The organism is Pelobacter seleniigenes DSM 18267, assembly GCF_000711225.1.
Classification (GTDB): domain Bacteria; phylum Desulfobacterota; class Desulfuromonadia; order Desulfuromonadales; family Geopsychrobacteraceae; genus Seleniibacterium; species Seleniibacterium seleniigenes.
The window spans coordinates 1210681-1234413 of record NZ_JOMG01000002.1 but is presented as its reverse complement, the minus strand read 5'-3'; the positions used below and the strand labels follow the sequence as shown (position 1 = coordinate 1234413).

Annotated in this window: 21 protein-coding genes; 12 read left to right on the top strand and 9 right to left on the bottom strand. The window is 57.0% G+C overall.

Annotated elements, in window-relative coordinates; all coding sequences use genetic code 11:
- Positions 1-76 precede the first annotated feature (76 nt).
- Entirely contained in the window at positions 77-2101 is a 2025-nt protein-coding gene (locus N909_RS0108305; RefSeq protein ID WP_029913983.1) for a TonB-dependent receptor plug domain-containing protein, read from the bottom strand.
- 413 nt (positions 2102-2514) lie between these two features.
- Here N909_RS0108305 and N909_RS0108300 point away from each other — a divergent pair, with 413 nt between their 5' ends.
- The 12 genes from N909_RS0108300 (at position 2515) to N909_RS0108245 (ending at position 14714) form a co-directional block, all read left to right on the top strand.
- The gene (locus N909_RS0108300; RefSeq protein WP_029913980.1) at positions 2515-3540 is read left to right on the top strand and encodes an ABC transporter substrate-binding protein; all 1026 of its coding nucleotides are present in this window, start codon (positions 2515-2517) and stop codon (positions 3538-3540) included.
- Positions 3537-4556, top strand: a complete 1020-nt coding sequence (locus N909_RS0108295; RefSeq protein WP_029913977.1) for a FecCD family ABC transporter permease — start codon at positions 3537-3539, stop codon at positions 4554-4556. The genes N909_RS0108300 and N909_RS0108295 overlap by 4 nt, the downstream gene beginning before the upstream one ends.
- A gap of 4 nt (positions 4557-4560) precedes the next feature.
- Positions 4561-6435: a TonB-dependent receptor plug domain-containing protein gene (locus N909_RS0108290; RefSeq protein WP_029913975.1), complete on the top strand. Its 1875-nt coding sequence runs from the start codon at positions 4561-4563 to the stop codon at positions 6433-6435.
- Between the two features lie 40 nt (positions 6436-6475).
- Positions 6476-7324 (top strand): ABC transporter ATP-binding protein, encoded by an 849-nt coding sequence (locus tag N909_RS0108285; RefSeq protein WP_063336386.1) that lies wholly within the window; start codon positions 6476-6478, stop codon positions 7322-7324.
- Between the two features lie 55 nt (positions 7325-7379).
- Positions 7380-8156 (top strand): DUF3450 domain-containing protein, encoded by a 777-nt coding sequence (locus N909_RS0108280; RefSeq protein ID WP_162179116.1) that lies wholly within the window; start codon positions 7380-7382, stop codon positions 8154-8156.
- On the top strand, positions 8153-9583 hold the full coding sequence (locus N909_RS0108275) for a MotA/TolQ/ExbB proton channel family protein (protein ID WP_029913969.1): 1431 nt from the start codon (positions 8153-8155) through the stop codon (positions 9581-9583). The genes N909_RS0108280 and N909_RS0108275 overlap by 4 nt, the downstream gene beginning before the upstream one ends.
- Positions 9584-9588: 5 nt before the next feature.
- Complete coding sequence (locus N909_RS0108270) at positions 9589-10200, top strand: MotA/TolQ/ExbB proton channel family protein (RefSeq protein ID WP_029913967.1); 612 nt, start codon at positions 9589-9591, stop codon at positions 10198-10200.
- A 13-nt stretch (positions 10201-10213) separates the two neighbouring features.
- Positions 10214-10627, top strand: coding sequence for an ExbD/TolR family protein (locus N909_RS0108265; RefSeq protein WP_029913965.1), 414 nt, complete (start codon positions 10214-10216; stop codon positions 10625-10627).
- Positions 10628-10648: 21 nt separating this feature from the next.
- The gene (locus tag N909_RS0108260; RefSeq protein WP_029913963.1) at positions 10649-11368 is read left to right on the top strand and encodes an energy transducer TonB; all 720 of its coding nucleotides are present in this window, start codon (positions 10649-10651) and stop codon (positions 11366-11368) included.
- 68 nt (positions 11369-11436) lie between these two features.
- Entirely contained in the window at positions 11437-12759 is a 1323-nt protein-coding gene (locus N909_RS0108255; RefSeq protein WP_029913961.1) for a tetratricopeptide repeat protein, read from the top strand.
- A 775-nt stretch (positions 12760-13534) separates the two neighbouring features.
- Positions 13535-13675 carry a hypothetical protein gene (locus N909_RS25930; RefSeq protein WP_169739559.1) on the top strand — a complete coding sequence of 47 codons (141 nt, stop codon included), beginning with the start codon at positions 13535-13537 and terminating at the stop codon, positions 13673-13675.
- 94 nt (positions 13676-13769) lie between these two features.
- A complete protein-coding gene (locus N909_RS0108245) occupies positions 13770-14714 on the top strand; it encodes a DMT family transporter (protein WP_245613585.1) in 945 nt (314 codons plus the stop codon).
- Positions 14715-14784: 70 nt separating this feature from the next.
- On the opposite strand, the gene ppc is transcribed toward N909_RS0108245, so the two are convergent.
- From ppc to modA, 8 genes are all read right to left on the bottom strand, one after another.
- The gene (gene ppc, locus N909_RS0108240; RefSeq protein ID WP_029913957.1) at positions 14785-17421 is read right to left on the bottom strand and encodes a phosphoenolpyruvate carboxylase; all 2637 of its coding nucleotides are present in this window, start codon (positions 17419-17421) and stop codon (positions 14785-14787) included.
- Between the two features lie 179 nt (positions 17422-17600).
- A complete protein-coding gene (locus N909_RS0108235; RefSeq protein ID WP_029913955.1) occupies positions 17601-18620 on the bottom strand; it encodes an ATP-binding cassette domain-containing protein in 1020 nt (339 codons plus the stop codon).
- Entirely contained in the window at positions 18617-19303 is a 687-nt protein-coding gene (locus N909_RS0108230) for a GTP-binding protein (RefSeq protein WP_029913953.1), read from the bottom strand. The genes N909_RS0108235 and N909_RS0108230 overlap by 4 nt, the downstream gene beginning before the upstream one ends.
- Positions 19300-20535 carry an ABC transporter substrate-binding protein gene (locus N909_RS0108225; protein ID WP_029913952.1) on the bottom strand — a complete coding sequence of 412 codons (1236 nt, stop codon included), beginning with the start codon at positions 20533-20535 and terminating at the stop codon, positions 19300-19302. Before N909_RS0108225 ends, N909_RS0108230 begins: the two co-directional genes overlap by 4 nt.
- Before the next feature lie 118 nt (positions 20536-20653).
- A complete protein-coding gene (locus tag N909_RS0108220; protein WP_029913950.1) occupies positions 20654-20863 on the bottom strand; it encodes a TOBE domain-containing protein in 210 nt (69 codons plus the stop codon).
- Between the two features lie 262 nt (positions 20864-21125).
- Positions 21126-22175 (bottom strand): molybdenum ABC transporter ATP-binding protein, encoded by a 1050-nt coding sequence (gene modC / locus N909_RS0108215; protein ID WP_029913948.1) that lies wholly within the window; start codon positions 22173-22175, stop codon positions 21126-21128.
- Positions 22172-22858: a molybdate ABC transporter permease subunit gene (gene modB, locus N909_RS0108210; RefSeq protein WP_029913946.1), complete on the bottom strand. Its 687-nt coding sequence runs from the start codon at positions 22856-22858 to the stop codon at positions 22172-22174. Before modB ends, modC begins: the two co-directional genes overlap by 4 nt.
- On the bottom strand, positions 22855-23622 hold the full coding sequence (gene modA / locus N909_RS0108205; RefSeq protein WP_029913944.1) for a molybdate ABC transporter substrate-binding protein: 768 nt from the start codon (positions 23620-23622) through the stop codon (positions 22855-22857). The genes modB and modA overlap by 4 nt, the downstream gene beginning before the upstream one ends.
- Between the last annotated feature and the right edge of the window lie 111 nt (positions 23623-23733).

Genomic DNA, 23733 nt, shown 5'->3' with positions numbered 1-23733 from the left:
GGAAATATAACCAGTCCGGTGCCCCTTGACAAGATCTGCCTTGCCCGGCGCTGCACCAGCGCCGGGCAAGTTGTGCTCAATAGCGGAAATTCAGGCCGGCGATGACGGTCCGACCAGCGGTTAATTCCCCGTCTTCGACATAGTATTTATCGGTCAGGTTCTGCCCGGCCACATAGATTCTGCCTTCAACTCCCCAGATGCGGCCGAGTTCCTGTTCGAGGCGCGCGCTGAGCAGGAAATAGTTGGTTGCCCGGGTTCGCGCATAGGTGGTCTGGTGTTCATAGAACTGCCGGGCGACATAGGAGCCCTGGGCACTGGTACTCAGGCCGAACGGGAAACGATAGCGCAGGTCAAGGTTGGCCCGATGGCGCGGGCGGTTGTACAGCTCCTTGCCGGTGCTGTCATCCTTGGTGTTCATATAGGTGTAATTGACCCCGCTGGAAAAGTTCCGGGTCACGGCAAAATCGAGGGCCAGCTCCAGCCCCTGAATGGTCGCGTCATTGATATTGACATAATATTTGTTGCCCTCAGAGTCAGTAGTGGTGTCGATCAGATCGCTGATATCATTATAGAAGTAGGCGATCGATCCGTTCAGGCGATCAGTGAAGCGCTGGTCGGCGCCGATTTCATAAGCGATGGTTTGCTGCGGATCAAGCCCGGGGTTGCCGGTGACGATACTTGAGGTATAGAGTTCCTTCAGATGCGGAAAACGGGTTTTTTTGCCGATGGATGCATGCAGCGTGGTTTTTTCACTTAAAGTGACGACGGCACCGATCTGCGGATTGACGCTGTCGGCATGGTCGGTTGCGATCTCGCCGTCTTCGTCCGGGGAGTCCTTGACTTCAGGTTTGAAATAGTCATAGCTGGCGCCAACGACAATGGAGAGCCATTTGTTGACGCTGATTTCGTCCTCTGCCGAAATAGAATAGGTCTGAGCCTCGAAGGTGCCGGTATCTTCCCAGCTGCTCGAGCCGATGGGGATCTCTTTTTGTTCATGGTGGTCGAGGGTGAAGTTCAGGCCCAACTTGATATAGTTGTGTTGTCCCGCGTTGATAAAGGCCTGAACTTCGGAACCGGCAGTGTAGTTGTCATAGGACGAATCGTAGAACTGATGATATTTTTTGCCGAGCAGGCCGGAAGCCGCGGTGGCTGTCTCGTGGATGGTGTCTGCAAAATCCATGTAATAGACCCGGCCTTTGAGTTTCAGCCAATCGGTAGCGCGGGTTTCGCCGACCAGTCCCAGGGTCCATTGCTCCCAGTCGCTGAAGGTCCAGGTCCGAACCGGTATCCCCTTGGCATTGTTGTGGTAGTCAAAGGTCAGAAAGACACTGGTCTCGTCAGTCGGTTCCCAGCCCAGCTTGGCGTTGATCATCCTTCTGATATAGCCGCTGTCATCACGGCTGCCGCCATCTTCCTGAAAATGTGTCCCGTTGACAGTATGGGTGCCGTTGAACCCGTCGGCCGGATCGAAATCGTCCGCAAGGTTATAGGCATCTGACTGGCTGAAGTTATAGGTCAACCAGTAGCTGAAATCTCCGGATTTGGCGCCGGTGTTGAGGGTGTAACTTTGCGTGCCGTAATCACCCCACTCGGTGTCCACTTCGTAGGTCGGTTTGGCGCCGGCTTTTTTGGTGATGATGTTGATGACGCCGCCCATCGTGTTGGCTCCGTACAAAACGGATGAAGCTCCTTTGGTGACGGTGATTTTTGAGATGGCCGCGACCGGAAACTGAGCCAGGTCCAGATCGCGGAAGTACTGTTCGTACACCGGAATGCCGTCGATCAGGACTTTCAGATCGCCCTGATCAAAACCACGCACCCTGACGTACGATTGGCCTTTTCCCCCCTTTTCAACGTCAACCCCGGGTAACATCTCCAGCGCATCGGCAACGGTCTGGGCGCTCCGGGCCTTGATATCCTCGGCCGTGATTTCGGTCACGGTCGTGGCCAGGTCGACAGCCTGCTTCTCTTCGCTGACGATGACTTCTCCCAGGGTAAACACATCGCCATTGGTCGGCGATTCCGCGGCCGCAGCAGGCAAAACCGAACCCGCAACCATCATCATGAACAGACCCAGAATTGAAACAATCCCTTTGCTCATTGAAACAACCTCCTTAACAGACAGATGACAAAAGCCACTGCGGCCTGTTCGCTCTGACAGGCGGGCAATGGCGTAACGGCGAGTTGGTGTGGCAGTACCTCTGTGACGGCAAGACAGTTGTCAACCCTGCACGGAGTTGATCAGCGGTGAAAAAACACCCGGAAGCAAGCGCTGTGGCAGAGGCCGTAAAGGGAGACAGTTCATTATTTTTTATGGAATAGCAAAAAGAATATCGAAAGACAAGCAGAATCACTCGGGCTTGGTTGGTTTTGATAACTGCCTTTATTCTTGGACTATTTGAGCAGTTTCCTGCTTGACGACAGGAGCCGATTTGGTATATCAATCGTTATATCTAATAAGTATAACGATTTGAATATCGATGTTTTCCATGAACACATGAGAGGGATGAGGCCATGAGACGGGGTTACTTTTTTTTGGTTCTGGTTGTGTTGCTGGGTTGCTGCGGCCAGGCAGAAGCTCGTCAGCTGGTCGATATGTTCAATCGTCGGCTGGAGGTGCCCGAGCAGATCAAAAGCATCTACGGAACTTCGCCGATAGCGACCTACCTGGCCTATTCGCTGAGTCCTGAGCTGGTCGCGGGGCTCAACACGCTGCCATCGGCCAATGAGAAGCCTTATCTGAAAAAAAGTTATCTGGACAAGCCGATCCTGGGCGGCTGGTTTGGGCAGGGGAATGTCTCCAATCTTGAGGTTCTGCTGCGGGTCAAGCCCGATATTATCCTGAACTGTTCCTGGGGTCCTTCGGCAACCAATGAGAAAATCGAAAAGGCTCTGGGGCCGTTGCATATACCGGTGGTTTACGTCTTTGTCGAAAAATTATCCGATTACCCGGCCGCTTATCGTTTTTTGGGCCGCTTGTTCGGGCTTGAAGAACGGGGCGAGATGCTGGCCCGCTATACGGAGCGGATGCTGGCCGAAGCGGCGGCGGTTCGCAACGGGCAGGTCGGGACCAGACTGCGGGTTTATTATGCGGAAGGTCCGCAAGGTCTGCAGACGGAATGCGACAGTTCCATTCATGCGCAGTTGATCCCCCTGAGCGGTGCGGTGAATGTTCATCATTGCACGGATAAAAGCAATCGCGGCCAGGTGACGGTGTCGCTGGAGCAGGTGCTGCAATATGCGCCGCAGATTATCCTCACCCATGATGATGAATTTTACCGGACGGTCAGGACCGATCCACGCTGGAGCAGTATTAAAGCGGTCCAGGATGGGCGGATTTACAAAATTCCCAAACAACCCTTCAACTGGTTTGATCGGCCCCCCTCTTTTATGCGTCTGCTCGGCTTGAAATGGTTGCAGGGTGTGCTTTTTCAGCAGCCTGATAACGCTGCCCTGGTGGTTGAAGTCCAGAATTTTTATCAGGCATTTCTGGATGTCACGCTGTCCGCGGGCCAGGCCAGACAGTTGCTGCAACCATGAAGGCCCCGACGGTTCTGGTCGTGATGCTGGTTGTGCTGGTGGCGACCGTTTTGCTGTCGATGCTGCTGGGACGTTATCCTCTTTCGCTGGCCGATCTGCAGCTGTACTTCAGCACTCATCTGCTTGGCCAGCAGAGTGCGGATATCGATATAAGCCGGATGCAGGTGCTCGAGAATATTCTTATGGATATCCGCCTGCCGCGGATTGTCGCTGCGCTTCTAATCGGCGCTTCATTATCCGTGGCCGGGGTGGTTTTCCAGTCGATGTTTATCAATCCGCTGGTCTCTCCCGGGGTCCTCGGGGTTTTGTCCGGAGCCTCCTTTGGTGCGGCGGTCGGCATGATTGCCGGCAAAAGCTGGCTGATCGTGCAATTGGGCGCTTTCTCCTGCGGCTTGCTGGCCGTAACGATCGCCCTGAGCCTGGCCTTGATCAATCGTGGTGATCGTCTGCTGATGCTGATATTGGGCGGTATTATCAGCGGCGCCATGTTTACGGCTTTGCTTTCTGTGGTCAAATATCTGGCCGATCCTTACGAGCAATTGCCGGCGATCGTCTATTGGCTGATGGGCGGACTGTCCGCAACCGATGCCCGGACCGTGCTGACGGTCAGCCTGCCGATGGTGGCGGGAATTTTGCTTCTGCTGGCCCTGTCCGGGTATCTCAACGTCATGAGTATGGGCGATGAAGAAGCACGCTCCCTGGGGGTCAATGTGACCCTGCTGCGCCTGATCTTCATTTTTCTGGCCACCATTATCAGTGCGCTGACCGTTATTCTGGGCGGGATCATCGGCTGGGTCGGCCTGTTGATTCCCCACATCGCGCGCATGATGGTTGGCCCGGACAACCGGTTGCTGCTGCCCGCAGCGGCCCTGGTCGGTGCCACTTACCTGGTGATTGCCGACGATATCGCCCGGCTGTTGTTTTCTGTTGAGATTCCTATTGGCATTCTGACGTCTTTAATCGGCATACCATTTTTTGCCTTTGTCCTGGCCAGGACACGAAAGGGATGGGGTTAATTTTATGAATATTCGATGTTTTGCCACTCTTCTCGGGGGGCTGCTGTTGGTCGCCCCGGTAACCGCAAATGCCAGTGATCCTCAGCAGCTGGCGCCACTGGTGGTGACCGCAACCATGACCGAACAGCCGCTTAACAGCGCGACCGGCACAATCCAGGTGATCACTCATGAACAGATTGTCCAACTGGCGGCCGAAGACGTTGCCGATGTGCTGCAGCATGCCGCCGGGATCAATGTCATGACCGGTACCGGGAGAAGCCGGGAAGCATCCATCCGGGGCATGGGCGGCGGGCATACCCTGATCCTGCTGGATGGGCGCAGGATCACCGGCGGCTACAACGCCATCGTTGATCTTAAACAAATTCCGGTGCTGCTGATCGACCATATCGAAATCGTCCGCGGTCCGGGATCGGCCCTGTACGGCAGCGAAGCGGCCGGCGGGGTGATCAATATCATCACCAGCCAGCCACCGCGGCAGACCGAAGCGGCTGTTGATGCCCGCGGCGGGGTTGGCTTGGCTGCGGAGCAGTCACTCCAGGGGCAGGTGGGTACTGCCGCAGGTCCGTTGCGGGCCACCATTGCGGCGGCCCATGGCAAGCAGGATGGTTGGGATGACGCCGCTGAGCCCGGTCAGGAGGTGGATGACACCCAGCTTGATACGGTCTATACCCGGGCGGCAGTTGATCTGGCTTCGGGCCAGGTCCTGTCGCTGGGTGGCGAATGGGGCGAATTCCAGCGTGATGGGCAGCGCTATTATATGAATGCCGAACGGAAGCGCGCCGGGGATGAAAAACGGATTGGCGGTTACCTGCAGTACGAATTGGCTGCAGATACCCCGTACCGCGCCATGGTCAGGGTTTACGGCAACCAGAGCAAGGGTTCGTATCAGTTTTCGCCGACTGCTCCTTCGGGTAATGCCGATGAAAACCAACGCGAACTGCTGCAGTTGGAAACCCGGGGTTCTTATCAGGTGGTGAACGGTCTGACCCTGACCGCCGGAGGTGAACTGCGTTGGGAAACCTTGGAAGGGGATCAGCTCTCCAGTTATGACGACGATCACAAATCCGACCAGATCAAAGCCATGTACGGTCAGTTTGACTGGTCCCCGAACGCCTGGCTGAATCTGGTCGGCAGCTTGCGCTTTGATGACTATGCAAACTCCGGCTCTCAGGTGACTCCGCGGCTTGTTGCCAGCGTATTTATCCCCTCGGGTAAGCTCTGGGCCGGTTACGGCCAGGGCTTTCGGGCTGCGACTCTTGATGAGCTGTACGGGCAGGTGTACCGCCGCCAGGGCAAGGACCTTTACCTGGGCAATGAGGATCTCGATCCGGAAACCTCGGACAGTTTTGAAGCCGGTGCGGAGTTGCATAATCAGCGCGTGCGCGGCCAGCTGGTCTACTTCCATAACCGTGTCGAAGACCTGATCGACCTGGTCCAGGTCGGTGCCTCCGGCAGCAGCCGGACCTATGAATACCAGAATGTCAACAAGGCGACGACCTATGGCCTGGAGCTGGAAACCGGCCTGACCCTGAGCCGCCGGCTTGACCTTTCCGTCCAGGGCACCTGGCTGCAGTCTGAAAATAAAGACACCGGCAAGGACCTGGCCGGCGAGCCGGAATGGAAAGGGGAAGTGGCTGTGACCTGGCAGGTGCCATTGGTCGACATCGAAAGTCAGCTCCGCTATCTCTATTTCGGCAATTGTGAGGACGGTTCCGGGGGCAAGCTGGATGGCTATGACCTGGTGAGCCTGTACCTCAGCAAACAGCTGACGGACAGCCTGAAGGTCTATGCCGGTTCGGACAATCTGTTTCAGGAAGAGAACGACTATTTTATTCAGGACCCCCTGCAGGTTTATGCCGGAATCAACTATCGCTTCTGATGGCCAGCGGTTTTCCCTGCGACACGGGTAAGGAGGGCGCATGTCCCTGATAGAGATCGATCAGTTAAGTTTTGGCTACACCGACCAACCGGTTCTTGACGATATCTCCATGCGGGTTGAAAGCGGTGAGGTCGTGGCCTTGCTGGGGCCGAACGGCAGCGGCAAAACCACCCTGCTTAAACTGCTGCTCGGACTGTTCAAGCCCCTCCGGGGGCAGGTCCGGTTGAACGGCCGCCGGATTGACGCTTTCAGCGCCAAACAATTGGCCAGGAACGTTGCCTACGTGCCGCAGGTGCACCGGATGGCTTTTGGCTACAGCGTTCTTGACATCGTCTTGATGGGGCGCATGTCGCACAAAGGGATGTTTTTCAGCTACAGCAAAAGCGACGAAAAAATCGCTCGCGAAGCTTTGGAACGGATGGGCATCGCCCATCTTGGGGAACGGCCCTACACGGAGATCAGCGGTGGCGAACGCCAGCTGACCCTGATTGCGCGGGCATTGACCCAGGGTGCGGAAATTTTCGTGATGGACGAACCGGTCAACGGGCTTGATTACGGTCATCAGATCCGTTTGCTCAGCCGGATAGCCGAACTGGCGGCCAGTGGTTACACCTTTATTAAAACCACCCATTACCCGGATCACGCCCTCTGGATCTCGGACCGGGTGGTGATGCTGAAAGAAGGGAAAATTCTGGCCGACGGCCCGGCACACAAGGTTGTCTGCCGGCAGAACCTGTCTGCGCTTTATAACGCTCAGGTTGATGTCTGCGCGGTTGCCGGCGGCGTGGTCTGCATTCCGGAGGCCCTGCAGCGGGGGAACTCTTTGGCGGGTACCCTTACTCGGTCGCGGAACCCGGCGAGCCCGTTACGACGGGTCGTGGGGGAATAACCCGGTTAAGTTGCTTGCGCTCGAGAGCAGGAAACGTGTTTTGACGGAGGATGTTTTGCGGATATTCAGGGGCATAGCCTTGGGATTGTTCCTGGCGGGGCTGCTGAGTCCAAGGGCTGTACAGGCGCTGGATGATTCGGTCGGCAGGAAGATCGAAAAACCGGTGGAACAGGCGATCGACATTCGCCAGGGGGTGCAGAAACAGGAAGAGCAATGGCGGCAGGAAAAACAGCAACAACTGGCCCGTTATGAACAGGTGCAGAAGGAGTTGCAGGCTTTGCAGGAGCATTATCAGCAACTGCAGCAGGAACATGGCGCTTTGCAGGACAAGGTTGCGGAGAAGAGCGCAGAGTTGGAACAGATTGCTCAGATCACTGCCCAGCTGGAGCCTTTGCTGCAGGATATCCTGGTGCGGCTGCGGGCTTTCTATCAGGGGGATCTACCGTTTCTGGCCACAGAGCGGAATCAGCGACTGGAGCGGCTGGGGCAGATTCTGGACGATGGAGCGACCCCGCTCAATGAAAAACTGCGGAAGACCATGGAAACCCTGCTGGTTGAGGTCGACTATGGCCGCACCATTGAGGTGACACGGGATACCATTGCCCTGTCTGGCCAGCCGACCCTGGTGAATATCTTCCGCCTCGGCCGGCTGGCCCTCTATTACCAGACCCTGGATGAGCAGAGTTGTGGTTTTTTCAATCTTGCCGAACAGCAGTGGCAGCCATTGCCGGCGACTTACACCAGCAGTATCCGGACTGTTTTCGAAATCGGCGCAAAACGGCGGGCGGTTGAGTTGGTCAGCCTGCCGCTGGGGCGTTTGGTGCGGCCATGAGGCGAGGACTGCTTATCCTGATCGCCGTTCTTGCCGTTTCTGCCGTGCTGCCTGCGCCGCGAGGGCTTGCCGAGGAGATGAGAGCGCTGCAACGTCAGGTTCTTGAGCAGCGCCGCCAGTTGGAGGAGCAGGCTGCGGCCGACCGGCAGGCTGCCCAGCTGGAGGAACAGCAGAGTCGGGAACAGATCAGCGGCGACAGAGCAACGCTGACCAAAGCCATGGAGGATCTGCAGCAGCAGCTCCAGCAGTTGCAACAAAGGACTCGGACACTGGATAAGCAGAACCGTGATCTGGCTGAACAGGAGCAACGGCTGAGTTCCCAGCTGGCCACTGCCGACAGCATGGTCCGCGAAGCCGTCGGGGTGATCCGTCTGAACGCCAAGGATGTCACGGCCCTGGTCCGCGACAATCTGCAGAGCGGGGTCGCTCATCCGGATCTCTCTTTGCTGGAACAAATCGCGGGGCAGACTCATTTTCCGGGGATGACGGATATCCGCCAACTGGTCGAGCTGATCTTCACCCAGCTGAGCAGCAGCGGCGAAGTTGCCCTGACGCAGGCCGGGATTGTCGATCGCTCCGGTCATGAGGCACAGGTTCAGGTTTTGACTCTCGGCCCCTTCACTGCCATTTATCAGCATGATGGTGAAGTCGGGTTCCTCAACTATTCTGCCGCCGGGAGTCATCTTTATGCTTTGTCGCGCCTGCCGAACAGTCGTCAGCAACGCCAGATCCGGGACTATCTGCAAGGCGAAAGCGTTGCCGTTCCCGTTGATGTGGCGCGCGGTGCGGCGCTGCAGCAGCTCACGCACAGGCTCAGTCTGTGGCAGCAGATCCAGCGTGGGGGCCTGCTGGTCTGGCCAATTCTGGCGATCCTGGTTGTGGGCATCGTGCTGAGTGGCGAACGGGTGTTGTTTCTGGTGCGTAAGCGGTGCAATGGCGACATCCTGATCCGGCAGCTGGAAGACCTGGTGGCACAGCGGGACTGGCCGGCCTGCAAAGATCTGTGTACCCCGTTGCTGAACAAGCCGGTCGCCCGGGTTCTGCAAGCCGGGCTCAACAGCCATACGGCGTCCCGGGAGGATATGGAAGATGTCCTCCAGGAGGCGATCCTCAAGGAAATCCCGCCCCTGGAACGCTTCCTGGCAACCTTGGGCATGCTGGCGGCAATCGCTCCCTTGTTGGGGTTGCTCGGGACGGTGACCGGCATGATTGACACGTTTCAGATCATGACCCAATTCGGTACTGGTGATCCCCGGATGATGTCGGGCGGGATCTCGGTCGCCCTGGTGACGACCATGCTCGGGCTCTCCGTCGCCATCCCCATAATGCTGGCGCATACCCTGCTGGGGCGGGCCGTTGACAACTCAATCGCGCAATTGGAGGAAAAAGCTGTGGCTCTGGTCAACATCGTACAGAAAAATCGGTGACCTTCATGTCGGCCTGGTTCACTGAAACCCTGCTACCGTTGGAGAACTACCTGGCGAGCGGGGGGATAACCATGATTCCTCTGCTCGCGGTGTGTCTGTTGATGTGGTTTCTGATTATCGATCGGGTGCTGTTTTTCCGTCGTCTGCAACGGCGCAAAATGCCCTTGGCTGAGGCTCTTGTGCACATTCGTGAAAATCGGTTGCCCACTGTTCGCGACGGCCAGGGGCTCAGCGCGGTTCTGGTGGGGGAATTTATCACCCGCCGGAAAAATCCCGCTGAGGATGGTCCGTTGCTTGATGCCCTGGTGGCCAAGCACAGTCGCCGGGTGACCGCCTGTCTGCCTTTAATCGGGGTTTTGGCAACGGTTGCCCCGCTGCTGGGACTGCTGGGAACGGTCACCGGGATGATGACGACCTTTGATGTGCTGGCCCTGTTCGGCACCGGCAATGCCCGAGCTTTGGCCAGTGGAATCTCGGAGGCCCTGATCACCACCCAGAGCGGCTTGCTGATAGCCATCCCCGGGCTGTACATGAAAGGTTTTCTGGAGCGGCGGGCCGGAACTCTGCAACAGCGTCTGACCCTGTTTGGCTATTGTCTTAAGCGGCATCTGCATTGAGAACGGAAGAGCAATGATCGATATTGCCGGACAAAGAAGAGGAAAGCGCGCTCAGGCGGATCTGAACATGGCGCCGCTTATCGATATGGTGTTTATTCTGCTGATTTTTTTTCTGGTCACAACCTCCTTTGTCAAAGAAACAGGAGTCGAGGTCAACCGGCCGTCTGCCGCCAGCGCAGTCAGTCAGAATAAAACCAACATTCTGCTCGCGATCACCCCGCAGAACCGGATTTACATGGATCATCGGGAAATCGATCTCCGCGCGGTGCGGGCCAATGTCGAACGCGCCCTGGCGGAAAATCCCGACGGCAGCGTGGTCGTGGTGGCTGATCGTGACAGCAATACGGGAATTGCCATCCAGGTGATGGACGGCTGTCGCCAGGCCGGAGCCAGAAATGTCGCGTTGGCCGCGCAGCAACCCCACTGATGATCTTGCAGGAGAATTCCGATGCCGGGCAATGATCGGCGACTTGAGTTGGTTCACGCCTGTCGGAATAGAGCGCTGCTGCAACTGTGCTGTAGCAAACTGGAAGCGGGGGCTGTTGCCATTGGCATGACCTTTCTGCTGTTTGCCGTGCTGCCGCTTGCTCTGCATCCGGGCTCTGCACCGATTCTGTCGCCTCAGGTTGTGGAACCAATCGCCGTGATCCGTTTGTCGCCGCCGCCATCACCGCCAGAACGCCAGCAGCGACCCAAGCCTGAGAGCAGCAGGTCTGAAGCGGTCAAGGCGCTTCCGAAGCGAGCTTTTCAACCATTGCAGGCGCAGTCATTGACGCTTCCTTTGGCACTGAACCCGCAGCTTACGGATCTGCCCATGGTTCCCGACTTGCCAGCGGCAACATTCCCCGAATCAGTTGGGGATTTTGCTGTTCCGGAGGTGTTCGACGTCGGCGATCTGGATCAACCTCTGATGGCTTTGGCTCGGCAACAACCCCTTTATCCGTTTTATGCCAAGCAACGTCGTATCGAAGGCGCAGTCCGGGTCAGGTTTATTGTCAATAAGGAAGGCCGGGTCGAAAACATCAGCATTGTCGACGCCAAGCCAGCGGAGGTGTTCGAGGAGAGTGTCATCCACTGTGTTTCCAGCTGGCGTTTTCGCCCCGGCACCATTGACGGGGTCGCTGTCAGCAGCTGGGCGGAAACAACGATCCGTTTTGTCCTCAAGTAGTTGCGGGATCCCGGGTGTAACAAGCCGTCCGGCGCGCGGTGCGGACGCAAAGTATGGAAGGAGGCACCATGAAAAAAATAATTCTGCTAACGGCTCTGGCCACCTTTCTGCCCTTGGTGCAGGGGCCCATGGTGTATGCGGAAGACCCTTTTGATGCCATTCCGGTGCGGGTGCGGCTGGTCCTGGCAAAAGTCTCCAAGCTGATGGAGCGTCAGGATTATTCCCGGGCTATTGCGCTGCTGGAAAATTTCCAGCAGCAGGGGACAACTCCTGCCGATCAGCCTAAAAAACTCTCTTCTCGCGGTTATGATCATCCGTTGATCGATTATTCCCTGGGCAACTGTTATCTGCTGCAACAGCAATACCGGCAGGCCGCCCGGGCCTATGAGCAGGCATTGAAAAAAAACAGTGCTTTTGTCGCGGACTGGCAAAACCTGGCCAAAAGTTATTACGAACTGCACCAGTATGATGATGCGGCGCGCTGTTTTCTGGCTGTGGCCGGACGGGATGGTGATCATGCTGCGGATAATCGCTATTATGCCGCGGTTTCCCTGCTCCTGGCCAAACGCTATGAGGATGCGGTACGCCAGTTCGACCAGTTGTTTGAGCAGCAGACGCAGCAGCTCCCGCTGGCCTGGCAAGAGCACTATGTTCAGGCTCTGCTGGCGGCCGGGCAGGGCCGCCGGGCGCTGCCTTTTTTGCAGGATCTGGTCACGGCAACCTCCGGTGAGGCCAGAATGAAGTGGCAGGAAGTTCTGCTTTGTCAGTATCTGCAGCTTGGCATGCAAAGCGAAGCCCGGAGCTATGCCAAAAGACTCACCCATGAAAACTGCACCTGCGCAAAATGGTGGAAGACCCTGAGCCAAATCGAACTGGCCGGAGACAATGATGAAGAAGCCCTGGCGGCATTGACCATTTACCGGTTTCTGTCCCCGTTGTCCGAAAATGAGAAAAAACTTTGGGCTGATCTCAATCTGCAGCTGAATATTCCCAGCCAGGCCTTGGCGGAATATCACCGTCTGCTGGATGAACAGCCAGATCCGAAAATTCTTCGTAAGCTGGTTCTGGCCTATCGGCAGCTGGGCCAGGAGACCCGTGCCTTGCAACAATTACAGCACTATGCTCCCACCACTGAAGATGGTGATTTACTGATGGCAAAAGCGGACCTGCTGTATTCCCTGGGACGCTATGCCGAAGCGGCAGCCACTTACCGGCAAGTTGCTCGCCAGCAGGGCCAATATGTCGGCCAGGCCTGGCTGATGGCCGGTTATGCTGCCTGGCAGAGCGAAGATCTTACGGCCAGTTTGAGCGCATTTGACAATGCTGCCGCCAATAAAGATCAACGGCAGGCGGCATTGGCCGCAATAAGTAAGCTGCAGGGGTTGAATTGACGGCATTGTGATGGTTCGGGACGGAATGCGCTGGCAAAAGCGGGGCGACCAGAGGCGGCCAGAGCAAACTCAAAATGAGACGCTGCTGCCCTTTCGTCCATATATGAAATTGGTTCAGGGGTAGGGTTGACCGGTGTGAAGGAAAATATCGTTGCAGGGGATCCAAGTCCAGTTGAAAAAGGTTTGCTGGCGTACCGGACAGCTCCTGGCTCAGTTTGGATCGAACCCTGTAAGATGCTGAATAATAATGAGAAAAGATCTGTTATGCGGTGGTCTGAACGACCTGTCCGGACTTGGGCTGTTAAGACGGGGGCATCCGCTTTGAAAAATGATGAAAGCCGTCCTTTTTAGGATCGTCCGGGTATTGTGGCATTCTATTTGCTTTATAGGGATGGCATGTTGTCGTGTAATCCGCCGGGGTTTTGGTTTCCTGTCGGATTTAACTGGTTTTCATCCGGAAACGGCCCTTTTCCGCTGTGGCGGTGCCAATCTGCGGGTTTTCTTGCCACAACGAAAAAGTGCTCGTTTCCAATCTGAGAACTTAGCCGTTGCCCTTCGGCAGTTTCCGGATGGCAACTAACTGGGATGTTTTTTGGAGTGAATTCCGGGATCCTTCGAGTCCGCCGAAAGATCTCGGAAATCGCAGGTTGTGACTGCCCGCTCCGAACCGCTTTCTTCTCTCGCTACCACTACACAGAGAGCGGGCAGTCACGCTTATTTTCATCAATCGATCGAATCGATTGCAATCTAATCGTTATCAGCCAAGGAGATCATTATGTGTTTTCGCCCAGGTGGAGTTGAGAAGGCCCAGGAATGCCCTAAATGTGGAAAGAAACTTGCTTCTTTAGGTGGCGTGAAGCAAAAGATTTGCCCGTTCTGTAAAACCCCTCTTGATCAGAAAAAAGAAGACAAATAATCTCGAGTGGATGAATTCGGGAATATGAAAGAGGCCACCCTGAGAGCATAGCGGGGTGGTCTCTTTTTTTCTGTATTGGCTCGGAGGATGGGGTATGCGGCGGCACACCGAAATGAAGCTGGTCGGCAGGGACGGGATGAATGTTGCCTTTGGCAATCGGTTCTGCGGCAGTGCCGGTGGCCCCTGGCTGGTGCTGGCGGCAGCGATGCTGTGGGGAACCACGGGAACGGCCCAGGCGCTGGCCCCGCCAGCAAGTACCCCGGTGGCGATTGCCGCGCTGAGAATGAGCGTGGCCGGGCTGGCTTTGTTGAGTGGCTCCCTGTGGCGCGGTGGCATCCAACTGCGTTCCTGGCCGGTGCGGATCACCCTCTCCGCGGGCCTGTTCATTGCCCTTTATCAGCTCAGCAGCTTCTGGGCGATGAACGCGACCGGCGTCGCAGTCGGGACCATTGTCGCCATGGGCTCGGCACCGGTCTTTGCCGGCTTGCTCGAGTACCTGCTCTGGCGGCGTACTCCGGAGCGGCGCTGGTATCTGTCGACCGCCCTGGCTTTCAGTGGTTGTCTGCTGCTGGTGCTGGACTCCGGCAACCTGCAGGTTGAAGCCGTGGGTGTGCTGGTTGCACTGGTGGCGGGGTTTTCCTATGCGTTTTATACCCTGCTGATGGGGCTATTGGTGCGGCGGCAGGCTCCGGCCGACGCGACTGCTGCGGTGACCTGCCTGGGAGCTATTTTTTTGCTGCCGCTGCTCTGGCAATGTGATCTGCAGTGGCTGATCCAGCCGAACGGCTGGCTGGTGATTCTTCATTTAGGTTTGATTGCAACGGCTTTGTCCTATTGGCTGTTTGCCAAGGGGCTGGCCGGGGTGAAAACCTCGACAGCGGTGACTCTGACCCTGGCCGAACCGCTGGTTGCAACCCTGCTGGGAATTCTGGTGGTTGGTGAACGGATGACGATGCTGGTGAGCTGTGGCCTGGTGCTGATTTTTGCAGCGCTGGCACTGCTCCTGTTTCCCGCTACGAAACGCTCTGCCGGGCAGTAACCTTTGGGCCTGATTTTATTACGTCCGGGCAGGCGGCCGAGAACCGCCTGCCCGGAGGATGGAGCACCGCTTAGCCGGTATTTCTGACCCCTGCGGCAATGCCGGCGATGGTGATCATCATCGCCTGGGTCAGGATGTGCTGATTGTCCATTTCGGGGACCGCCCGGTAGCGTTTGAGCAGCACGATCTGCATCATGTGCAAGGGGGCCAGGTAAGACGCCCGCCGTCTGATGGAGGCCAGATTCCAAGGTGCGTCATGCATCAGTGAATCGCGGCCGGAGAAGTTGAGCAGAAAATCGAGATCCGCTTGATATTGTTTACGCAGGGCCGCGCCGATGTCATGCAACGAGGCTTCAACCAGGTGCTTTTCGTAGATCGCCGAAATCGTGATATCGGCTTTGGTCAGAACCATTTCCAGCATGCTCAAACGGCTTGAAAAGAACGGCCATTGCCGAGTCATCTCCTGAATAGTCTGCCCTTCCCCTTCCGCGTCCAACTCCTTGATCGCCTGAGCTGCTCCCAGCCAGGCTGGCAGGACCAGCCGGTTCTGTGCCCATGCAAAAATCCACGGAATCGCTCTCAGGCTTTCAATACTGTCATCTTTTTTCCGCTTTGACGGACGGCTGCCGAGGGGCAGCTGGGCGAGCTCCTGCTCTGGGGTGGCCTGGCGGAAATAACGGACAAAGTCCTTGTTGTCGCGGACATAGCTGCGGTAGTGCTGGCAGGCCTTGGCCGACAGCTGCCGCATGATCTGACGCCATTCCGGTTTGGGCTGCGGGGGCGGCATCAACAGCGCTTCAAGGATCGCATCGGCATACAGCGCCAGACTCTTCTGCGCAACTTTGGTAGTGCCGAATTTCATTCGGATGGTCTCGCCCTGCTCGGTGACCCGGAAGCCACCCTTGAGGGAGCCGGGCGGCTGCGACAAGATCGCCGAGTGGGCCGGGCCGCCGCCGCGGCCGATGGTACCGCCGCGGCCATGGAACAAGGTCAGTTTGATGCCGTGTTGGGCACAGAGTCGGACCAGGTTCTCCTGGGCTTCATACTGGGCCCAGGCTGCTGAGAGGACCCCGGCGTCTTTGGCCGAATCGCTGTAGCCGACCATGACATACTGGTGTTCCCCCATGTAGGTCTTATAGTCGGGGCAGGCAAACAGGTCGGCACAGACCTGCTCGGCATGGTTGAGATCGTCCAGGGTTTCGAAGAGCGGGGCAATGGGCAATTTGAAAGGGACCCCGGCCGCTTTGAGGAGCAGCTGCACCGCCAGCACATCGGAAACTTCACTGGCCATGGAGATGATGTAGATTCCCAGGCATTCCCGGTCCTGGTGGGCGAGCAAGCGCAGGGTCTCAAGAACTTCACTGGTTTCCGGGCTGGGCTGCCAGTCGATGGGCAACAGCCGGCGATTGCTTTTCAGTTCGTTCTTCAAAAATTCCTGCTTCTGCTGTTCGTTCCAGTCCAGATAACGTCCCAGGCCGATAGCCTGAGTGATCTCATCAATGGCCTGGGCATGCAGTTCCGAATGCTGACGGATGTCGAGACGGACCAGGAAAATGCCGAAACAGCGGGCGCGAATCAGGGTGTCGAGGAGGCGGCCGTTGGCGACCGGGGCCATGTTGCATTCAATGAGGGAACGATAGAGCAGCTCCAGTGGCTCAAGGAGCTGGGCGTTACTTTTAATGACCAGGGATTCATCCCATTCGCCGGTTTTCAGTCTTTTTTCCAGTTCATTGCGGCTGTCGTTCAACAGGGTTCTGAGCTGTTTAAGGACATAACGATACGGTTCTTCGGCCTGCTCGGTTGCGGCGATGAGTTCCGGGCTGGCCTTGGACATGGACATTTCGTCGATGAGCAGGCGCAGGTCGCGCAGAAAGAGTTCGGCCGCCTGCCAGCGGGCGCGCAACAAAACCGTTTCGGTGGCTTTGGCGGTGACAAAAGGATTACCGTCGCGGTCGCCGCCCATCCAGGACGAAAAACGGATCGGACAGAAGCTTTGCGGCAGGCTGATGCCGAGTTGTTCATGAATCTTGTTTTTGAGCCCTTTGACAAACCGTGGCACGGCATTCCAGAGCGGTTGTTCGATGACGGCAAAGCCCCACTTGGCCTCATCCACCGGGGTCGGACGCTGGGAGCGGATCTCGTTGGAATACCAGCTCTGGGTCAACAGGTCTTCCAGTCGCCGGGTGGTGGTCGGATTACTGGTGCCGAAGGGTTTTTCACGCAGGCAGTGGTTGATCTCGTTGTATTTCTGGATCATGCTGCGGCGGAGGATCTCGGTCGGGTGGGCGGTCAGCACCAGGTCGATATGGAGGTCCTCAATGGCCTGACGAATCCGCACCGGATCGATCCCGCTGCCTGTTAATTTGCTGATCAGCCCGGCGCCGAAGACATTGGCGTCATTGGTGCTGGCCAGCAGCTTCTCCCCCTCATCAGTATTGAAAAATTCCTGTTCGGCAATATTGGCCAGGTTGAGAAATTTGGAGAAGGCCCGGGCGAACACAAACAGATCCTCATCGCTGCTTGCTTCGAGTTTTTGCAACAACGGCTCAAAGGCTTCAACCTCTCCGCTGCGCGAGGATTTTCCCAATTCCCTGATCTGTTCTATTTTTTCAACCATGTCCCGGGTTTTGTCGCGGGCGATGGTTTGCCCCAGCAACGCTCCCAGCTGTTGAATCTCCTGGTGTAAAGGGTCCGGCGATTTGAACATAAAAAGCATCCTTCCTGTTGGTGATGAAGATAAAACCAGTCCAGACGGTTCCGGGGGTGGTGGTCATGCGGTTGTTCCCCGAAGGAGTGTTGTACCGATAAATTATGGCACAAGTGGAAGAATGATGGGGGCAAAACCCATATTTAGGGAAAAGCTGGAGGGAGCAGCAGTTTTCCGGATCAGTTGCCGAGTTCCTGGAGGTCGAAGACGATCCGCTCGCCATGCCGGACCTGGTTGCGCAGGCGGGCCAGCTTCCGGTCGAGGGCCTGCAGCTGGGCAACCCCGGCTCGTTCCTCGGCACTGGTCGCAATAATCGCGGCGATACCGCCGTTGCGGATGACCAGGCGGCGATCTCCGGACAGGGCCAGGAGCGGGTCGTGGGTCGCCATCAGCACGATCTTTTCTTTTTTGACCAGCAGTTCCAGGGCGCGTAGCCGATCCACCCCGGCATTTTCGATTTCATCAATGAGCACAATGGGCGAAGCGCTGAGGCAGGCGACATCGGCGATCATCAACGCTCGCGATTGACCGCCGGACAGGGCGGTCACCGGCGTGTCCAGGGTAAAGGGCTCCCCGGCCAGGTCGACGGCGGTGGTGAAGATCTGCTCAACCCGGTCGGCGACATCAGTGATCAGCCGGCTTTCCGCGTGCATGGTGATAAATTCCCGAACCGTTAGATCCATGACAAAGTTCATGTTCTGGGATAGCTGGGCGATCAGCTGCTGTTCTCCGGACAGGCGCAGCTCTTCGTCGGGAACCGCCCCATCAATGAGGATCTGGCGGCCGGACGGGGTATCCCGTTGCGCCAGGCATTCGATGTCGGCGAGCAGGCGGCTCTTCCCCGAGCCGGTCGGACCGACCACGCAGACCACCTCGCCGGCCTGCAGTTCCAGGTCCTGCTGCTCCGGACAACCGCTTTTGTCGCGACCGGCCTTGACCGTGATCCGGCGGATGCCGGCCTGCTCCTGTTGTTGCAGCTTCTCCATCTGGACAAGAAAATCGAGGCACTGCTCGCGCAGGGTTTCTGGAGTCAGGGCGAATTCCGCCAGATGATCCATGGACTGGGCGGCCAGAAACTCATCCAGGCAGACCTCCTTTGCTGGCAGCGGAATCGCCAGGGCAGCGAAAAAATCGTGCAGATAGGGGCGTTCGCTGAGCAACTGCTGCAGTGGTTGGTGAAGCAGGGCAGTACGGTTCATGAGAAATCCATGGTTTTGATGTTGCCGATCTGGCAGTCGGGGCCGATGCGGGTTTCGCCGAGACAGTAAGAGCAGAGCGCTGCCGGCATGGTAAAGCGCAGCCGCATATCGGTCAGGGTGGTGGTTTCGGCAGCGTTTTGGAGGTGGCGTTGGAGCAGCAGGTTGCCCTGCCCGGTCAGCCCGTTGACCGGCAAAACCGCGGCCTGGGGATTGACCTGGCGGACCCGGAAGGCGAAGACTTCGCGTTCGGCCTGGGAAACGATGTCCCCCTTGGTCAGGACCACGACATCGGAATTTTTCAGCATCGGGCCGATTTTTCGCGGGGTATGGACGCCGCTGAGATGATCGATGACGCAGAGGGCCAGAACCCCTTTGATGTGCGGCGAGCAGCGGTTGCAGAGGCCCGCACTTTCGCTGAGCAGCAGATCGAAGCCTTGGCGCTGCCCCCATTGGACGGCTTCTTCGATATTGGCAATGAAGAAATGATCAGGGCACAGCCCTCCGGCCAGTCCGGTTTTGACGGTAATGCCGGCCTTGCTGTAGCGCAGGTGATCGTCGCTGCTCAGGCAGTCGAATTTGATCACCCCGATCTTCATTCCTGCCGCCCGTAGCGGTTCCAGAGTGCGCAGGATAATCGAGGTCTTGCCGCAGGACGGTGGTCCGGCAACGGTCACCAGTTTCATTGTGCCGCAGCTTTCTGCAGCACGCTGCCGACCAGGGGCAGAAAGACCCGGTCGATCTCCGCGTTGACGGTCAGCAGATCATTGCCACGTAAGAAATCCCAGCCCAGCCACTGCAGCGGTTGTTCCTGAACCTCGCCGTCGATCTGTTTGAACGGCACCGGGAAGCGGGCTCCGTTTAAAGCTGCGGCCAATTCCGGGCCGGTCAGGTAGTCAAGCACCGGTTGCAGGTCCGCAACCCGTGAGCGTTTGACCTGCAGGGTAACCGGACTGGCCAGGGCGCCGTCAGCAGGCCAGATAATCTTGATACGTTGCTGATTCTTCACCCGATGGGCAAAGAATTCCGGCATCACATAGATGGCGCCGGGAGCACCGGCATCGATCTGTTTGACCATTTGGGCTGGGTGCAGGCCGCGCAGGACATTGGCGGCCAGCTTCCTGAGGCCCGCCTCCCCATGTTTTTGGTAAAAGGGAAGCAATACCGCGTGGCAGTAGAAATCATTGCTTCCACGCAGGGTCAGGCTTTCATTCCAGCAGGGTTCGATAAGATCCTGCCAGGCACTTGGCAGAGGGCGATCACCGATTTCATCAAGGTTGGCGACCATGACCAGCGGGTTGACGCCCAAAACCGCATATTCCCCCAGCGGATCAAGGATAGCGGCCTGCTGAAAAGCGGCCCCGGGGTCGGGGGTGCCGTAGCCGACCAGAGTTCCATCAGCAACGAAGCGCTGATAAAAGCGCTGCCCGTAAAAAGCGTTGAAGTCGGCGGAGACGATGATGTCGGGCAGTTCGTCGACGGTTTCCAGGGTATTGATGTACGGGTAGTAGGAGAGTTCCTGGTTGACGTTCCCCTCGACAGCATAGCGGATCGCAAGACCACGGGTCTGTTTCAGCTCGGTCAGAAAAGCGCTGATCGCCCGTCCGAAGGGGACTTTGAGTCCGCAGGGCATCAATGCCAGCAGGGTCAGTTCACCCTGTTCGGCAACCGAGTCGAGGCCGGGTGCTTCAAGGGGCTGTTCAGCCTGGACGGCTTCCTCCAGCAGCTTGAGAAAAGCCTGCTGATCCATGCCGCGGCTGCGCAGAGCGGTGGCCAGGGTTAAAAAAGGGGCCAGCACGCGCAGCCCTTCTTCACTGACCAGTGAGGCAAGGCCGTGGGCCGTGAAGACCTGCCGGGTGGCCGGGTAATGGTCGATGATTTCAGCAATTTTCAGATCCATGCCGAGAGCCGGTTGCATAGTTTTCTCCTCTTCACAAAGGGTGATACGGTTAGGTTGGACGGCGTCAAACGGCAGGAGCACTCCCGGTTCGGCCCCTTGGCGGGGTGAACCGGGGGTGCGCATGGCTTCAATCGGGTCAGTCAGTTCCCAGCATGACGTTCGATGCTTTGATAATGGCGTAGGCTTCTTTGCCAACTGCCAGACCCAGGCGTTCACAGGACTTCTTTGTCAGGATTGAGGTGATTTCCTGCCCGGGCGCGATTTCAATGGTGACTTCGACATTGATGGCGCCGGTATCGATGGCTTTTACGGTTCCTTTGATAACATTACGTGCACTCAGTTCCATAACTTATACCTCATCTTTCGGTTGGGTTGAAGTCACTTGTCTGTGCTGACAAGTTATTGAAAAAGCCCATCCCTGGTCTTTTTCAAGCCCGGTGGAGAAAAGCGCTGTTTCCTCCACCTTGCAAAATCAATAATTTAGGAAGGCGTCATTGATTTTGATCGCCCATCCATGGGCTCGGAAGGCTGTTTTTCAACCGCCTGCCAAAGCAGCGCGACAAGTGAAAATGAACTACTTTCTTGGAAAAATCCGCCTTCGGCAGCGCTCAGAAGGTCATGGAAACGGCCTTGACCAGCAAGAAAACGTCTTTGCCGATGGCCAGTTGCAGTCGATCGGCGGAGGCTTTGGAAATGCGCGCGGCAATCGGAATCCCGGCGTCGGTGTGGACCAGAATGCTGCGTGTGGTCGATTCTTCCAGCTTGACAATCTTGCCGCAAAAAATATTCCGGGTGCTGATTCGGCTCGGTTTTTCCAGGGAGACGGTGACATCCGAAGCCCTGATCGCCGCGCGGATGGTTTTTTCGACAGGTCTTTCTCCGGCCAGGATGAAGACGCTGCCGCCGGGAAAATCAGCCTTCACCACGCCATACTCGGGGTTGTAGTCAGCGATCCGGCATTCAAACACCGACAGGTATTCCCCCTCGGTTTCAGCGGTCCCCAGGCCCAGGTATTCCCCGGTCGGTTTGCCGGAGCTCTGGATGCGCCCTTTATCGATCCGGATCAACTCGTCGCTCAGGCGGAGGATTTCACGCCGCGAGTGGGTGACATAAAAGATTGGAATATTGAAATGCTCCGGCAGCCGGGCAATATAGGGGAGCAGTTCGTCCTTGCGTTGCGGATCGAGGGACGCGAGCGGTTCGTCCATGAGCAGGACTTCCGGGCGCATCAGCAGGGCGCGGCCGATGGCGACGCGTTGTTTTTCACCACCGGAGAGTTTGCCCGGCATCCGCTCCATCAGGTGGGCGATGCCGAGTAGCTTGGCGATTTCCGGTAACCGCGCAGAGTCGCTATTCTTGGCGTAGAGCAGGTTGCGCCGCACACTCATATGGGGAAACAGCCGACCGTCCTGAAAGATGTAACCGCAGCGGCGCTGCTGGATTGGGCAATCGACCTTGGTGCTGGAATCGAAAAGTAGCCGATCATTGATGAAAATATGTCCCGAATCTGGTTTGCTCAGACCGGCAATCATATTGATGATACTGGTTTTTCCAGAGCCTGAGGGGCCGGCCAGAACAGTAATGCCGGTGGCTTCAGAGGTAAAGGCGACATCAATGTTGAACGCGCCGAAGTCTTTTTTCAAACTGACATCGATCATCCGCTGATCCTTTTGGCTGCCCGGCGTGCGATGACCTCGGAACAGGCCAGGGCAGTGACGGAGATGATGATGGCGATGACACAAAGGCGGGCGGCCATCCCCTCGCCGTCCGGAGTCTGGGTAAAGGAGTAGAGGGCCAGCGGCAGGGTCTGGGTTTCGCCAGGGATATTGGAAACAAAGGTGATGGTGGCGCCGAATTCGCCCAGGCTGCGGGCAAAGGCCAGCACGCTGCCGGTGATGATACCGGGAATCGACAGCGGCAAGGTGATGGTCAAAAAAATCTTTAAACGGCCCGCACCAAGGGTGCGGGCCGCTGATTCAAGACCGGTGTCGACGGCTTCGATAGAGAGTCGGATAGCGCGGACCATCAGCGGAAAGCTCATCACCAATGAAGCCAGGACCGCGCCTTTCCAGTTAAACGCAAATTGCAGACCGATGGCTTCGAAGAATCCGCCGAGGACGGTATTCCGGCCCAGGGCGATAATCAAAAGATAGCCGGTCACGACCGGTGGAACCACCAGCGGAAGATGAATCGCCGCATCGACCAGGGTTTTGCCCTTAAAACTGCAGCGGGCCAGCAGCAGCGCACAGAGCACTGCGGGAATGATTCCCATGGCGACGGCCCAGAGGGCAACCCTGATACTCAGCCAGATGGCATCCAGTTCTTCCGCTGATAAGGTCATTGAGCGACAAATCCGTACTTTTCAAGAATTGATTTGGCTTTGGCGGTTTTCATGAACTGCAGGAACTTTTCCGTTTCAGCAGTTTTTTTGTCTTTAATCGCGCAGATCGGGTAACGGATCGGCGTATGGGATTCAGGGGCGAAGGTATAGACGATCCGCGCTTTTTTCGACTGCATGGCGTCGGTTTTGTAGACGATCCCGAAATCGGCCTGGGCGGTATCAACAGCGTTCAAAGCAACCCGCACGTTGGGATATTGCGCCAGCTTTTTGCGGATTTTATCCCATAACCCGTAATAATCAAGGGCTTCTTTACCATACATGCCTGCGGGGACGTGGGTCGCATCGCCCATGGCCAGGTACCCTTTGTCCAGCAAGTCCGGTAGCTGCTTGATGTCGCTGACGGTTGCGTGGTTTTCCGGCCCGGCGATCAATACCAGGGCATTGGCCGCCATGATGGCATCCGTTCCCGGTTCGACCAGTTGTTTCTCTGCCAGCCATTTATACCATTTGACGTTGGCTGAGATAAAGATATTGGCATCGGCGCCGGCATCGATCTGACGAGCCAGGGTCGAGCTTGACGCAAAAGAGGTCAGGAACTCGGCGGTCGTGCCACTCTCCTGGCGATAGGTGGCGATGAGTTCCTGAACCGCATTGGTGGTAGACGCAGCGGCAAAGACGTAGACTTTTTCCTGAGCGTAAAGCGGAGAACTGCAGAGCAGGGTCAGTAAGGCGGTCAGCAGCAGGTAGCTAAGTTTTCGAAACATTTCAAGGCTCCATTTCAGGTTTGATGGCTACAGAGAATTTCGATATTTCGAAAGGTATAACGTCAAGAATAGCGATGTCAATAGAAATGTTGTTGTTTCCAGGGTGCTCAA

Coding starts and splice junctions, on each gene's coding strand:
- N909_RS0108305 (WP_029913983.1), bottom strand. CDS start 2,101: ATGAGCAAAGGGATTGTTTCAATTCTGGGTCTGTTCATGATGATGGTT.
- N909_RS0108300 (WP_029913980.1), top strand. CDS start 2,515: ATGAGACGGGGTTACTTTTTTTTGGTTCTGGTTGTGTTGCTGGGTTGC.
- N909_RS0108295 (WP_029913977.1), top strand. CDS start 3,537: ATGAAGGCCCCGACGGTTCTGGTCGTGATGCTGGTTGTGCTGGTGGCG.
- N909_RS0108290 (WP_029913975.1), top strand. CDS start 4,561: ATGAATATTCGATGTTTTGCCACTCTTCTCGGGGGGCTGCTGTTGGTC.
- N909_RS0108285 (WP_063336386.1), top strand. CDS start 6,476: ATGTCCCTGATAGAGATCGATCAGTTAAGTTTTGGCTACACCGACCAA.
- N909_RS0108275 (WP_029913969.1), top strand. CDS start 8,153: ATGAGGCGAGGACTGCTTATCCTGATCGCCGTTCTTGCCGTTTCTGCC.
- N909_RS0108270 (WP_029913967.1), top strand. CDS start 9,589: ATGTCGGCCTGGTTCACTGAAACCCTGCTACCGTTGGAGAACTACCTG.
- N909_RS0108265 (WP_029913965.1), top strand. CDS start 10,214: ATGATCGATATTGCCGGACAAAGAAGAGGAAAGCGCGCTCAGGCGGAT.
- N909_RS0108260 (WP_029913963.1), top strand. CDS start 10,649: ATGCCGGGCAATGATCGGCGACTTGAGTTGGTTCACGCCTGTCGGAAT.
- N909_RS0108255 (WP_029913961.1), top strand. CDS start 11,437: ATGAAAAAAATAATTCTGCTAACGGCTCTGGCCACCTTTCTGCCCTTG.
- N909_RS25930 (WP_169739559.1), top strand. CDS start 13,535: ATGTGTTTTCGCCCAGGTGGAGTTGAGAAGGCCCAGGAATGCCCTAAA.
- N909_RS0108245 (WP_245613585.1), top strand. CDS start 13,770: ATGCGGCGGCACACCGAAATGAAGCTGGTCGGCAGGGACGGGATGAAT.
- ppc (WP_029913957.1), bottom strand. CDS start 17,421: ATGTTCAAATCGCCGGACCCTTTACACCAGGAGATTCAACAGCTGGGA.
- N909_RS0108235 (WP_029913955.1), bottom strand. CDS start 18,620: ATGAACCGTACTGCCCTGCTTCACCAACCACTGCAGCAGTTGCTCAGC.
- N909_RS0108230 (WP_029913953.1), bottom strand. CDS start 19,303: ATGAAACTGGTGACCGTTGCCGGACCACCGTCCTGCGGCAAGACCTCG.
- N909_RS0108225 (WP_029913952.1), bottom strand. CDS start 20,535: ATGCAACCGGCTCTCGGCATGGATCTGAAAATTGCTGAAATCATCGAC.
- N909_RS0108220 (WP_029913950.1), bottom strand. CDS start 20,863: ATGGAACTGAGTGCACGTAATGTTATCAAAGGAACCGTAAAAGCCATC.
- modC (WP_029913948.1), bottom strand. CDS start 22,175: ATGATCGATGTCAGTTTGAAAAAAGACTTCGGCGCGTTCAACATTGAT.
- modB (WP_029913946.1), bottom strand. CDS start 22,858: ATGACCTTATCAGCGGAAGAACTGGATGCCATCTGGCTGAGTATCAGG.
- modA (WP_029913944.1), bottom strand. CDS start 23,622: ATGTTTCGAAAACTTAGCTACCTGCTGCTGACCGCCTTACTGACCCTG.